A 13122-nucleotide genomic window follows, 5' to 3' on the forward strand; every position below is an offset into this window, starting at 1 on the left:
GCCTCACTTCTTGAACAGCTTGGCGAGGAAGGATTTGGGTGCCTTGACCTCGACCTGACGGCCGGTGAGTACAGCGGTCAACTGGGTCAGGCCTTCGTGTACCTTTGAGGTCGGGGCGCATTCGGCAATCATCTGACCGTTATTGGAGGCCTGACCGAACAGTTTGGCATCAAAGGGGATCACGGCGGCGGGCGTCAGGCCAATGGCGGCGGTGAAATCCTTGACCGGAATTTCCGGGCGGCCGGGCATTTCGGTCTGGTTCAGCACCAGCTTAGGCGCGGCGTCATTGGGCCGGAAGGTTTTCAACAGGTCGACAATGTTCTTGGCATTGCGCAGTGAGGCCAGATCGGGCGTTGCCACAATCACCACATCATCGGCGGTAATAAGGTTTTTCTTCAGCCACGGCGTCCAGACATGGGGCAGATCCATGACGATATAGGGGGCGGATGAGCGGATTTTGCGCGTCACGTCCTCATAGGCATCTTCACCGGCGGTGTAGTCCTGATCGAGCGAGGCCGGGGCCGAAAACAGCGACAGGCGCTCCCCGCACTTGGTCAGCATCCGGTCGAGCAGCACCGGATCAAGGCGGTCAGGCTCATTGAGTGCATCGGCCATGCCCTGCAGCGGGTCCTGATTGAAATCGAGACCGGCGGTGCCGAACGGCAGATCGTAATCGACAATGACTGTGTTCGATTGCAGGCTTTCGGACAGGTTGTAGGCAAAATTGTGGGCCAGTGACGACGATCCTGCCCCGCCGCGGGCACCGACAAAGGCAATCGCACGCCCGACAAATGGTGTGTCGGGGTCGGTAAACAGCGACGCGATCGACTTGATTAGTTGCAGGGGCTGAACAGGGGCCACCATATATTCGCTGACACCCTGACGCATCAGCTCACGGTAGAGCTGGATGTCATTATGGGCACCGATGACCACGACCTTGGTGCCGGCATCGCAGACCTGAGCCAGATCGGTCAGTTCGTTCATCAAATCACGGCCACGCGAATGGCTTTCGACGATAATCAGAGAGGGTGTTGGCTGATCACCATAGGCATGGATGGCTTCGGATATGCCGCCCGTGCGCACCATGCACTGGGCGCGGGTCATGCGACGATCGGCAGATACGGTCTCGCAGACCTGAGCGCTGTCATCGGATTCCATGAAAAAATGAATGCCGATGCGCGGGATCGATACCGTATCGTAATCGTCATCATCCATGAACGGGTTGATCGCGGGTGCACTGTAGGCCGCTGAGGTGGCGGGCCTTAGGGGGATATCGGCTTCGTCCAGAAACGGATCGGTAATGCCGCCCACAGTGCTGGCTTCTACGCGCGCTAAAGATTGACTGGACAAGGCTTGGGGCGCCAGTTCGGGGGTGATCAGATCCAGATCGCCCTCATAGTCTTCGTCGAAGTCGTATCCGGCCTGGGCTGTGTTGTGGGCCAAACCCTGACCAAAGCTGTCATTCGCATCAAAGGTTTCAAACGGATCGGGTACATTGCCGACCGATGGAAAAGCATCGTCGTCGAAAGGATCTTTAATCCGGCTATGTGAATTCGGTGTCGCAGACATGGTTGACCTTACCTCACTGAACCGCGTCGGAAATGGCAGAGGCGGCGGCGGCATTATCCTCAGAAGCCGTGACTTCGCCCTTACGGTATTTATCCATGATAACCGACTTGCGGCCGGCATCAGATGGTGTGCTCGCGGCAGGGGCGGCGATGTCGCGCGGATCAGCGATCTGAGCCGCCATATTGGCCGTCACGGCGCAACCATAGTTGGCGTAAGGGGTGTTGCTGGCAGTGCGCGACAGGTTTTCCCACGCGCGGTTACAATCCGGCCGATTCGCTCGGTAGCTAATCAGCGTCAGGGACACGATATCAGTCGGGTGCTCGGTCATTGTCTGAAGCTTAAGCGAGCGGCCATCGACGCCTTTGGCCATCAGATAATCGCTGACGGTGCGGCCATGATCCATAGCTGCAGGGCTGGGGCCGGTGGTGATGATGACATCGGCGTTTGTGGCACGGGCACTGAGGTTATTCAGCGCCGTCATCTGGTTGGCCGACAGATGGTCCGTCTTAAAACGCAAATGTACCGGCGCATCTTCTCTGGCCTGCGCCTCAAGCGCATACTGCGTGGTCGGCAGTACCGGGGGCAGAACCGGGGCGCTGGCCGTGGGCTGACCATCCGTGACGCAGCCTGACAGCAGCGCACCACCAAAAAAAAGAGCCGGGATCAGAGCTGTTTTCATCTTATCAACTCCTATTCGATCACATAGCCGACAGGGGCCTGATAGCCGGAACCGGCGCCGCCAGAGCCTTGCGGAGGCTGCCCACCGCGATCCTTGATGACCTTGTTCATATTGCCGATAAAGGTGCTGGACAGGTCGTGGGCGATTTGCAGATTGTCAGCCGGACTTTGCAGGGCATCCGGGCGGGTGGGGGAGACGATATAGGGGGTGACGATCACCACCAGTTCGGTCTCCCGGTTCAGAAAATCGCGCGACCGGAACAGGCTTCCGATAACGGGCAGGGTGGTCATGCCAGGCAGGGCGTCTACGGCCTGACGATATTCCGATTGCAACAGGCCCGCGATCATCAGGGATGACCCGGACGCCATTTCCACGCTGGTTTCAACCCGACGGACCGAGATGGCCGGAATGTTGAGAGTGTCGGTCAGGGATATCGATCCGTTGGCCGACAACTCAGATACTTCGGTTGACAGTTTCAGCGCGATGCGCCCGCTCGACAGCACAACCGGCGTGAAGCCTAAGCCGACGCCAAAGGGTTTGAACTCAACCGATATTCGGCCTTGGTTATCCTGACCCGTCGGTACTGGAAACTCACCACCCGCCAGGAATTTGGCCGATTCACCTGAAACCGTCGTCAGGTTAGGCTCTGCCAGCGTGCGCATAAGGCCAACGCGCTCAAAGGCTTCGATGGTGGCATCAACGGCACTCAAGCCCGACGACGCTGGATTAGACTGGGCATAATTGCCCGTTAATCCCCCCAACAGCACGCCATTGATGCTGTAGCCGGGGCTATTGGTGAAGGTGAAATTGTCTCCACCGCCCAAACGTCCAATAATGGCATTGGTGTCAAAACCCAATTGTTTGATGGTTGAGCGTTGTACTTCGGCCACGCGCACCTTGAGCATGACCTGATCCTGCCCGCGGATGGACAGCATGTTGATGACGTCTTCGGGCTTTTGTACGAACGACGCCGCCAGCCGCTGCACCTGATCGGCCTCGCCGTTGCTGGACACCATACCCGAGAGCAGGATCTTGCCGTTCAGACTCTGGGCTTCGACCTGCGCGCCGGGGAACAGGCGTGAAATCGTCTCGGACAACTGATCGGTCGGGGCATCGACGCGAATGCTAAGGTTCAGGATCTGGCGCCCCAGACCGTCAAAGAAAATGGCGTCCGACTGACCCGGTGCGACGCCCAGCACAAATATGCGCTTGGGTGTTTTCAGCACGGCATCGGCGACAGTAGGGTTGGAGACAAACACATCGCGCGCTTCGACCGGCAGATCGACAATGGCGGAGCGGCCTTTGGGCAGGTTCAGAATCTCAGTCTTCACAGTACCGGTCTGGGTCGTGACGGCCATGCCTGAGCCAAGCGGTTCCGCGGACGCTTTATGGCCGGCACAGGCAAGTGCTGCGGCGGCCATAAGGGCCGGAAGGATAAAAGGTTTTAGTTTATTCATCGGGCGACTGTGACCTCCGATGCCTGACCGTTGCGGAAGACACGCACGGTATTGGTGGCCGTCTGTGTATCTTGTGAATTCACCCGCCCGCTGGCGGCGCCGACATCGGCATAAGAGCGCAGCATCAGTGACAAAGACCCCTGAGAGCGGGCCAGGGCCAGCGCCTGACCATCTTCGGGCGCCAGTTCAAGGGTCGCCGTGGCGCCGACAACGGCGGCCTGATCAGCGGCGGCCTGAATGTTCTGATCGATCGCCAGAACCTTGATATTACGCAAAACCGGCTCGACAATATACTGGTTGCGCCCGCCATTGGTGCTTGGGATTTCGCGACTGACCATGATGTCGACGCGGTCGCCGGGCAGGATAAAGCCCGCGGCGGCATTTTCGGCGGAAATCGGTACCGCCATCGCGCGCTTGCCCGGCTCCAGCATCACGGCCATGAACCCGCCCTCGTCAGCGCGGACGATCTTACGGTCAGTGATCGGCTCGTTCTTGGTGATTTCTTCGCGCACCACACCGTTCAGATAGCCTTCCATGCCCTTGGTCGGGGCCATCGCTTTTTCAGCGACTTCACCGGCTTTTTTAGCGGCCGTCTTGACCTTGGTTTCGACCTTGGTTTCTTCTTCGGGCGGCAGAGGCACCGTGACCTCGCCATCGGTGGTGTAGGCGGCGGTCAGTGAGGCTTCGGGCCATTCCATCCAGGTCAGATCCGCTTCGGCCAGACGCTCACCGGGCTTTAGGTCGCGGGCGGCGACCAGCACCTTGACGGTCGGTACCTGCACGGCGGCGACGGCAACCTGTGAGGCCGAGGCCTGCTTTGAGCCCTTACCGGAAACCAGTCCGCGCACGACAAAGGCCAGCAGCAGCGCTGCAATAGCAGCCACCCCGAACACGACGATGCGTGATGCCTTCATAAAACCTTATCCCTCAGTGCTGACGCGCCTAATGGCGTGCAGAATGAATCAACTCAGATTGACCATGTATTAAGGGTGGTTAACGTCTGCCTAAAGAAAGGCGGTCATGTGTTAATTTATTAATTTGACGGTGTTTTTCCATCTTAAGAACCTCCCCTGTTGCAGGGGAGTCTCTCCTCCCCACGTGTGGGGAGGTGTCGAGTTTACGAGACGGAGGGGTACGGACGGCTATATACCCCTCCGTCAGCCTTAACGGGCTGCCACCTCCCCATGAAATGGGGAGGAGATTCAGATTACAATCCCGCCAGCTTAAACAACGCGCCGTGCGGGGCGGCCAGCAGCGCACCGGCGAAAATCGCGACACCATAAGGCACGCCGCCCTTATCGGTCATCAGGCGTTTCTGCCACTCGGTCATGGTCTCAGTGCGTTTAAAGACCTTGCGTAAAATCAGGAACAGCAGGGTCAGTGCGCCCCCGGCGATAGCCACATAAAACACAAACGGTAGTGTGGCGCTAAGGCCCAGCCACAGGCTGGCGGCTGTCATCAGTTTAGCGTCGCCGCCGCCCATCCATCCGGCGGCAAACATGGCCATACCGGCCAAAAGCACGCCAAACGCCAGCAGGGTATGCAGGCCAATCAGGGGCAAGCTTAAGCCCAGCAACAAGGCGGCCGGATAAAAACCGCCAGCCAGAATAAGGCACAGGCGGTTGGAAATGGTCATGGTACGGATATCGCTGATCGCCGCCCACAACAGGCAGGCCGGGTAGATAAGCATAAAGGCGGTGACTGATATATTCAGCAGAGTCATGACACTAAAAATCCAAAGTCAAATGAACCTGCAGAAAAGCACTAAAACCCTTAGAAGAGTTTAAGGTGTTCTGGAGGTTACCTCTTCAATGCTCGCACTGATCTTATCGTACATTTTTTCGTTTTCGTCAGCGACCTGGGATATTGCCGTTGCAACAACCAGAAACATCAACGCGGCTATAAGTCCGTATTCGATGGCGGTAGCCCCGCGTTCGTCCTCAATAAAGGCTTTAATCATTGTGCCTTCCTTAATTGAAAGCTGAGTAGGTGTCCGCCGCATACACTCATAGTAAAAGGCCGCAGATACCTGCGCATCTGCGGCCTCTCATGTTTTATATCGGGTCGATCACGACCTGAACATTAACCTGCGTTAGCAGCCGTCAGTTCGTCTTCAACGTTCTGGAAGGTGGCTTCCAGTTGGGTGCTCATCGTGCCCAGAACGGTGATCAGAGCGACGGCGATCAGGGCAGCAATCAGGCCATATTCAATGGCCGTTGCGCCGGATTCGTTCTTGGCGAAAGACTTTACAAACTTGATCATGAGGAACTTCCTTACAGATTAGGTTAGAGTAATTGATCCATTTACTTGTTTCGGGCCCCTGTAAATGGGTCAATGGCTCCCGAACACGAGAATGAATTTAGCGAACTGTGATTAATTACGAGTAAACAAATAAGGGATTTGTAAAATTATCTATAGTTAACTGATATTTACTATGAATTGATATTAACTTTAATTTCTATTAATCATAGTTTTCGATGAATTAATTCATATTTTCCACGTTAATATTGCATTTAGTATTTTTAAATATTTTTTGTTTACCACATTTCCTAACCGGACGCTTAGGGCTTTCGCCTAATATGTCCTCATGCGCCTCGTTTTGACGGGGTTTATCAAGACCAGAATGGATTCTTATATGGCCTTAATATTCAAAGCCGCCGCGACTTTCGGCCTGTCAGTTATCGGTTTTGCGGCCCTTATGGCCTCGCCCGCGACCGCGGCGCAAAAGCTGCAAATTGAAAAGAACCATTCTACACGTGTTTCTTTGTCGGCGCCTGCGGGCAATGTCATTGTTGGTAATCCGGATATCGCCGATGTCACTGTGGTCGATACGCGCACAATATTTATAGTGGGCCGCAGCTTCGGGCGCTCAGGCGTGACCATTACCGATAAGTATGGCCGGGTGATCTTCGACAGCGATGTGGTGGTGGGCCAGGCGTCCAATGGTAAGGGCGTCGTCAATGTCTATAAGGGGCTTAAGGCGTCTTCGGTGGTTTGCAGCCAGATTTGCCAACCGCAGGACGATGCGGCGGGCGGGCCTGCCACCGAAGTGGCAACGGTGCCGTAAGTTGTGGCCATGATGCTGGGCAAATATCGCAAAACCTTACAACGGATACGCGCCCGGGCGATGGCCAGAGCGATGGCGGGCGTGCGCGATCGCAAAGGCGCTGTCGCCGTTGAGTTTGCCCTGATCGCTATCCCTTTTATTATGCTGATTTTCGGCTGTCTGGAATTGGCGCTGTTTATCATCGTCAGTGTGCTTTTGGATAATGCCACCCAGTCGGCCGCGCGTGAAATCCGCATGGGTATTCTGACCGGCGAAAACTCCGATGCCACCAGCTTTCGCCAGCAAATCTGCGACAATATGGGCTGGGTGGCCGCGACCTGCATGAGCGACCTTCAGATCGATGTCGAAACTTTTGACAACTTCGCGCTGGTCGACATGACGCCGCCGATCGAAGACGGAGAATTCGAAGAGGCCAATTTTAGCTATGATCTGGGCGGGTCAAGCCAGATCCAACTGGTCAGCGCCTATTATTCCTACACCCTGATGACGCCGCTGCTGAATGCAGGCATGTCAACCCTGTCGAATGGCGATGCGGTTTTGACCACGCAGGTTGTCTTTAGAAACGAGCCGTTCTGATGGGTATTATGCGTCGCCTCAATCCGCTCAATACACTGCGCCGGTTCGTCAAAGACCGGTGGGGCGTATCGGCGCTGGAATTTGCTTTGATCGCGCCTATTCTGATTACGCTTTATCTGGGCCTGGCAGAACTGGCCCTGGGCATGATGGCGTCGCGCAAAGCGTCGCATCTGGCCGCGTCCGTGGGGGATCTGGCTGCGCAGTCGGAAAGCCTGACCAACGCCAATATCACCGATTTGTTCGAGATTGGCGATAACATTATCAATCCTTTTGAGGGCGGCGCCGCGCTCAAGATCAGGCTAACCTGCGTGACTATGGGGACCGACAATAGGGCTAAGGTCATCTGGAGCGACACCCACACCTGGACTGAAAAAAATACAGATGCGTCGCCGGTGATTACGGCCATTACCACAACTCAGTTACCTGTCGGCCAAAGCCTGATCGTGACTGAGGTGGAATATGATTACGATTCCCCTCTACATAGCTTCCTGCCAGCGACATCGACCTTTGACGATGTATTCTATCACCATCCGCGCAATGGCAGCGTGGTGGTGCGCAAATCGTCTTAATGATCCAAAGAACCTCCCCTAATTTTAGGGGAGGATGTCACGGAGTGACAGGTGGGGTTAATCTGGCCGGGGTTTGACCCCACCTCCGGCCCTGTCGGCCTCCTCCTCCCCTCCATGAGGGGAGGTTCTAAGAATGCGATAGCCCTGCCTGCCTCAGGGGAGTTCTAACTAACCGTCCCTTCGAGTACCGACCGGATCAGCTTGAGCTTGGTCTCGGTCTCGATACGCTCCTCATGCGGCACGCTGTCGGCGACGATGCCGCCGCCGGCACACACCCGCAAATGCCAGACGCTGTGGTCGTCTTTTTCAAGCGCTATAGTGCGGATCAGGACGCTTGAGTCCATGCCGCCTTCGGCATCAATCACCATCAGCGACCCGCAATAGGGGCCGCGCGGGGCCTCTAATTCCTGAATGACCTTAAGCGCCTGCACCTTGGGCGCGCCGGAAATCGAGCCGGGCGGGAAGGTGGCGCAGATGACATCGGCGGCATCAAGGCCGGGCGAAAGCTGCCCCGTCACGGTCGAGACCAGATGGTGCACGCTGGGGTAGGTTTCAAGGGCGTTGAGCGCGGTTACCTTAACCGATCCGACCTCACTGACCTTGGACAAGTCATGGCGCATCAGATCGACAATCATCAGGTTTTCGGCGCGGTCCTTGGGGCTTGTCAGCAGGGCGTCACTTAAAGTTTTATCGGCGGTGGGGGTGGCGCCGCGCGGGCGGGTGCCTTTGATCGGGCGCGTTTCCAGATGGCCGTCGGATCGTAAAGATATGAACCGTTCCGGGCTGTTGGAAATGATGGCGCGCCCTTTTAGGCGTAAGCCTGCCCCAAAGGGAGCTGGGCCCGCCCGGTTAAGGTCACGCAAAACACGGCCCAGGGTTACATCATCTTTCAGCGTGCCTTGCCAGCCACGCGCCAGATTAGCCTGAAACAGGTCGCCGGCGTGAATTTGCTGGATCAGGTTTGCCACCTTATCTTCGTGCACCTGATCGCTGGTTTCTAAGGTGAGAGGGGCCTGTACCAGTGGGCCGGAACGGATCAGGCCGGTTGCCGGATGTTTGAGCGCGGCGTTAAAGGCTTTGCGCATCATGTCGGCGGCATTGCGCGCGGTATAGTCATCGCGGCCGCGGCCCAATGACAAAAGCGTGCGCGTTCTGTGATCAAAGGCGAGAACAGCGGGGTAACGCAGGATATGTAACTCAGGCCACGCCTTACGCCCTTCGATACGGAACGGACGCTTTTTTAAGGATTCAAAGCGCATGCCCATCTCGAATGAGGCCAGCGCGATTACACCGCCGGTAAAGGGTGGCAGGTCGGTGACGGTATCGCCGCTGAGTTTCGCGGGGGATTTGCTCTGCTCAAACGGTAGAATCGACTGTTTCAAAAGACTTTTCGGGTCTGTGTCGTCTTCAAACTCCAGCGTGGTCACACCATCAGGATAGCAACTTAAGTACGACCATCTCCCTTGCGGGCCGCCATCGGAAATCAGGCCTACGCTATGGTCGGCTTCAAACCATGCCTCGAACAACGTCTCCGGCGCTACGAATGGCAGCCGGATCACATGCAGGTGACTTAGAGGGGTGGCGAAGGCCGACATTCACAACTTCTTGATTCGATAATAACCATTTGAAGGATCACACTAATACTAGGTTAAAGCCCCTTTTCGCAACTGCCCTCTCTTGGTGTTGTCGTATGGAGCCTTAAGCCTATGGATGGAGGTCCATTGATCCTTATGTGCGCCCAAATCATACCAGATTTCGGGCGCATATTTTTATGTTGATCACCCCAAAGTTGCCCTTCGGGTACTTCGGGGTGGGGGCATATAGTCAAATCTGAATTTGGGGCGGCCCTTCATTCAGATTTGGCTTTTTATTCCACCCGAAACCTATTGGCGCGACGCGCCAAACCTTCGGGTGAGCATCACCGAAATGGCGGTTCATCAAACGCGCGCAGCTTACGTGAATGCAGCCGCGACCCGGCATCGCGCAGGATATCCATCGTCTTGATACCGATGTCGATATGCTCAGAAATCGCCCGCTCATAGAAATGGTTGGCCTGACCCGGCAGTTTCAGCTCCCCGTGCAGCGGCTTATCCGACACACACAGCAGCGTGCCGTAAGGCACCCGGAACCGATAGCCTTGGGCTGCCAGGGTGGCGCTTTCCATATCGATGGCCACCGCACGCGACTGTGAAAAGCGGATGGCGCTTAAGGAATATCGCAGTTCCCAGTTGCGGTCATCGGTGGTGACGACCGTGCCGGTGCGCAGGCGCCGCTTAAGCTGATCCGGGTTTTCGCCGGTAACTTCGACGCAGGCCTGTTGCAGGGCGACCTGAACCTCGGCAATGGCGGGGATGGGGATTTCGACCGGCAGCACATCATCCAGCACATGATCGTCACGCAGGTAAGCGTGGGCCAGCACATAATCGCCGATGCTTTGCGACGGGCGCAAGCCCCCGCAGTGGCCGATCATCAGCCAGGCTTGCGGGCGGGTCACCGCCAAGTGGTCGGTTATGGTCTTGGCATTCGACGGTCCGACGCCGATATTGACCAGTGTAATGCCCTGACGGTTCGGGGCCAGCAGGTGATAGGCTGGCATCTGGTGCTTACGCCACGGCGAATTGGCGATCAGCTCCAGCGGATTTGGGGTGTCGCGCGTGATCAGCAGGTTGCCGCAGCACGACAGGGCGGTATAGGGGCTGTTCGGATCTTTGAGTTGTTCCAGCGCATATTTGACGAACACATCGACATAGCGATGATAGTTGGTCATCAGGATATAGCCCTGAGTGTGTTCCGCCGGGGTGCCGGTATAGTGCTTCAGGCGGGCCAGCGAAAAGTCCGAGCGCAGGCCGTCAAACAACGACAGCGGGTGCGAACCATCGGCATTGCGGACTTCGTGGCCGTCGGCGACTTCGTTGCCGATCAGGGCCAGTTCGGTCGCCGGGAAAAATCGCGCCAGATCAACGGCCGAGACGCTGTTGAGATCAAGGTCGGCGCCATCCAGCACATAGGGGTAGGGGATTTCCTGATCCGACAGGCCGACCTCGATCGTGATGTCGTAATCCTTTTGCATCAGCGCGATCTGTTCTTCGATGAAGTCGCCGTAAAGGTCAGGGCGGGTGATCGAGCCGGCATAGACGCCGGGGCGCGAAAAGCGGGCAAAGGCGCGGTTGACGAACGGGTGGCGATGCCCCAGCACCGGCGTATCCTCGTCGTCGTCTTCATCGACGCCGTTCCAGGTCACGATAAGTTTGGGGTAACAATAACGGCCCTCGGCGCGCAGAGCCTTTGACGGCTTGGTCTTATTGGCCAGATAGGCCTGAAGGTCGGCCTGTAGCTGCGTCACCGAAGTCTGATACAGGGTTTTAAGGTGGTTTACGGCGTCATGGGCCGTGGCGTGTGTCGTTATATTTTGTGTTGTCATGGCGATACCTATCATGGACGCCGGGGTTTTACCAGTGGTTGCCGCCGCGGCATTTTGAGGGAACCTGCCGCATAAACATGACGTCCATATTATGTCTGGAAACGTGATTGCTGCAACTGCGAATACAGCCACAGGGAGAATTTTGTTTGCGAGGTCAGTCGGCCTCTGTTACCTCTCACACTGAGCCTGATTCGATACATAAGGTTAGGGGCGGGGCTCAAAGAGGGGTTAATACCATGAAAAAATTAGTTTTAGTGGCCGCAGCCGGTGCTGCGCTGGCCGCTTTGTCAGGCTGCGCCACCATCACGCGCGGTACCAATGATGTGTTCGTCGTTGAAACCGATCCGGTTGGGGCGTCCGTTAAAACATCGCACGGTTATTTCTGTGACGCCACGCCGTGCTCCATCAAAATGCCGCGCAAATCTGAGTTCGATGTCACCATCACAAAGGCGGGTTACAAGACCTGGACCGGCCATGTGACCAACAAAATCTCAGGCGGCGGCGGTGCGGCTATGGCGGGCAATGTTCTGGTTGGTGGGATCATTGGCGCGGCCGTTGACGGATCGTCAGGGGCCATGAAGGATCTGGTGCCCAATCCCCTGATCGTCAAACTGGAAAAAGAAGAAACGCCTGCCGTCGCGGCGGTTCAGTAACTAACCGACAGCCATCAGGAACTCAGCCACGTCTTTGCGTACCGGCGCCTTATTACGGAACGGGACAGAAAAGGCGGCGGCGGTGTCCTGATGGCTGATGTCGTCATAGAGTTTCAGCGTCACGGCATTGCCTGAGGCCCTGAGTTTTTGCGCCATGACTTCGGAATTGCGCACGCGGGCGATGGTGTCGGCGCGACTGTGGATCAGCAAAAAGCGTGTATCCAACTTACGCACATGGTTGATGGGTTGGGTCTCCCGCGGTCGCGGCCATTGCCCAAACGCATTGATGGTCGACTCCACATCATAGGGATAAAAATCATACGGCCCGGCCAGCCCGATCATGGCTTTGATGGCGATATCAGGGATATATTGCGGATCAAGCGTTAGCATCATCGCGTTATAGGCCCCCGCCGAATGGCCCATCAGAATCAGTTGTTCAGGATCGCCGCCATGAGTGGCGATGTTCGCATGGACATGCCGAACGGCCGCCGCGCTATCGGTCAGGAAATCGGGATAGCGCACTTCCGGCACCAGCCGGTAATCGGGCATGGCGACAACATAGCCTAAGGCGGCCAGTGATCGCCCCATCCAAGCATAATCGTCCTTCGAGCCGGAATTCCAGCCACCGCCGTAGAAAAACACAATGACGGGAAGGTTTTGGGCTCCTTTTCGCGGGCCATAAATATCATAGCTGCGGCGCGGGCCGTCGCCATAGGCAATGTCACGCGCCAGACGTTCGCTGTCGCCATCCTTGGGCGTTAAGGTATTGAATGCGCTTAAGGTATTGCAGCCGGATAAGGCTGCGGCCAAACCTGATAAGCCTATAAACGATAAGAAGCTACGTTTGTTCATATGTCGCTTACGTGCCGGGCGGTGATTTGGATTTACTGCAGATGCGGCTTGACCGGTTCCGGCTCATGCAGATGGGGTTCGGCCTCATCTTCGGGTGTGTAGAGCGGATAAAACAAGCCAAAGCTTGCGGCCATATCACTCAAAGGGGCGGCAAGATCGCTTAAGGACAGACTAGTGATAAAGGTCAGGTTGGTCATGGCGAACACGCTTGATGAAAATGCGGGCTGTCTGGCCACGCTATGTCCGTAAGCATAAGAAAGCGATGCGAAGCTATAGGCA

General features: G+C 56.5%; 15 protein-coding genes. 4 read left to right on the forward strand and 11 right to left on the reverse strand.

Annotation, left to right across the window (positions count from 1 at the left end):
• Positions 1–3: 3 nt before the first annotated feature.
• From PQU98_RS13320 to PQU98_RS13350, 7 genes are all read right to left on the reverse strand, one after another.
• Entirely contained in the window at positions 4–1569 is a 1566-nt protein-coding gene (locus PQU98_RS13320; protein WP_272745423.1) for a CpaE/TadZ family protein, read from the reverse strand.
• A 13-nt stretch (positions 1570–1582) separates the two neighbouring features.
• Positions 1583–2248, reverse strand: a complete 666-nt coding sequence (locus PQU98_RS13325) for a CpaD family pilus assembly lipoprotein (protein WP_272745424.1) — start codon at positions 2246–2248, stop codon at positions 1583–1585.
• Between the two features lie 11 nt (positions 2249–2259).
• Positions 2260–3705, reverse strand: coding sequence for a type II and III secretion system protein family protein (locus tag PQU98_RS13330; protein WP_272745425.1), 1446 nt, complete (start codon positions 3703–3705; stop codon positions 2260–2262).
• Positions 3702–4619, reverse strand: coding sequence for a Flp pilus assembly protein CpaB (gene cpaB / locus PQU98_RS13335; RefSeq protein WP_272745426.1), 918 nt, complete (start codon positions 4617–4619; stop codon positions 3702–3704). The genes PQU98_RS13330 and cpaB overlap by 4 nt, the downstream gene beginning before the upstream one ends.
• Positions 4620–4912: 293 nt before the next feature.
• Complete coding sequence (locus PQU98_RS13340) at positions 4913–5428, reverse strand: A24 family peptidase (protein ID WP_272745427.1); 516 nt, start codon at positions 5426–5428, stop codon at positions 4913–4915.
• Positions 5429–5488: 60 nt separating this feature from the next.
• The gene (locus PQU98_RS13345) at positions 5489–5665 is read right to left on the reverse strand and encodes a Flp family type IVb pilin (RefSeq protein ID WP_272745428.1); all 177 of its coding nucleotides are present in this window, start codon (positions 5663–5665) and stop codon (positions 5489–5491) included.
• 122 nt (positions 5666–5787) lie between these two features.
• The gene (locus tag PQU98_RS13350) at positions 5788–5967 is read right to left on the reverse strand and encodes a Flp family type IVb pilin (RefSeq protein WP_272745429.1); all 180 of its coding nucleotides are present in this window, start codon (positions 5965–5967) and stop codon (positions 5788–5790) included.
• A 373-nt stretch (positions 5968–6340) separates the two neighbouring features.
• Between PQU98_RS13350 and PQU98_RS13355 the strand changes: the two genes are divergently transcribed.
• The 3 genes from PQU98_RS13355 to PQU98_RS13365 are packed head-to-tail and all read left to right on the forward strand — an operon-like array spanning position 6341 to position 7917.
• Positions 6341–6772 (forward strand): pilus assembly protein N-terminal domain-containing protein, encoded by a 432-nt coding sequence (locus tag PQU98_RS13355; protein ID WP_272745430.1) that lies wholly within the window; start codon positions 6341–6343, stop codon positions 6770–6772.
• Between the two features lie 9 nt (positions 6773–6781).
• A complete protein-coding gene (locus tag PQU98_RS13360; RefSeq protein ID WP_272745431.1) occupies positions 6782–7348 on the forward strand; it encodes a TadE/TadG family type IV pilus assembly protein in 567 nt (188 codons plus the stop codon).
• Positions 7348–7917 carry a TadE/TadG family type IV pilus assembly protein gene (locus tag PQU98_RS13365; RefSeq protein ID WP_272745432.1) on the forward strand — a complete coding sequence of 190 codons (570 nt, stop codon included), beginning with the start codon at positions 7348–7350 and terminating at the stop codon, positions 7915–7917. Before PQU98_RS13360 ends, PQU98_RS13365 begins: the two co-directional genes overlap by 1 nt.
• Before the next feature lie 164 nt (positions 7918–8081).
• Here PQU98_RS13365 and PQU98_RS13370 read toward each other — a convergent pair whose 3' ends face one another.
• Positions 8082–9512, reverse strand: a complete 1431-nt coding sequence (locus PQU98_RS13370) for an anthranilate synthase component I family protein (RefSeq protein WP_272745433.1) — start codon at positions 9510–9512, stop codon at positions 8082–8084.
• A 323-nt stretch (positions 9513–9835) separates the two neighbouring features.
• Positions 9836–11323 (reverse strand): AMP nucleosidase, encoded by a 1488-nt coding sequence (locus tag PQU98_RS13375; RefSeq protein WP_438263881.1) that lies wholly within the window; start codon positions 11321–11323, stop codon positions 9836–9838.
• Positions 11324–11574: 251 nt separating this feature from the next.
• Here PQU98_RS13375 and PQU98_RS13380 point away from each other — a divergent pair, with 251 nt between their 5' ends.
• Positions 11575–11991, forward strand: coding sequence for a PEGA domain-containing protein (locus PQU98_RS13380; protein WP_272745435.1), 417 nt, complete (start codon positions 11575–11577; stop codon positions 11989–11991).
• Here the strand turns inward: PQU98_RS13380 and PQU98_RS13385 are convergent, their stop codons facing one another.
• Together PQU98_RS13385 and PQU98_RS13390 are read right to left on the reverse strand one after the other, a co-directional pair.
• Entirely contained in the window at positions 11992–12843 is an 852-nt protein-coding gene (locus PQU98_RS13385) for an alpha/beta hydrolase (protein ID WP_272745436.1), read from the reverse strand.
• Positions 12844–12875: 32 nt separating this feature from the next.
• A complete protein-coding gene (locus PQU98_RS13390) occupies positions 12876–13079 on the reverse strand; it encodes a hypothetical protein (protein WP_272745437.1) in 204 nt (67 codons plus the stop codon).
• Positions 13080–13122 lie beyond the last annotated feature (43 nt).

It is taken from the genome of Asticcacaulis machinosus (assembly GCF_028550435.1).
Taxonomy (GTDB): Bacteria; Pseudomonadota; Alphaproteobacteria; order Caulobacterales; family Caulobacteraceae; genus Asticcacaulis; species Asticcacaulis machinosus.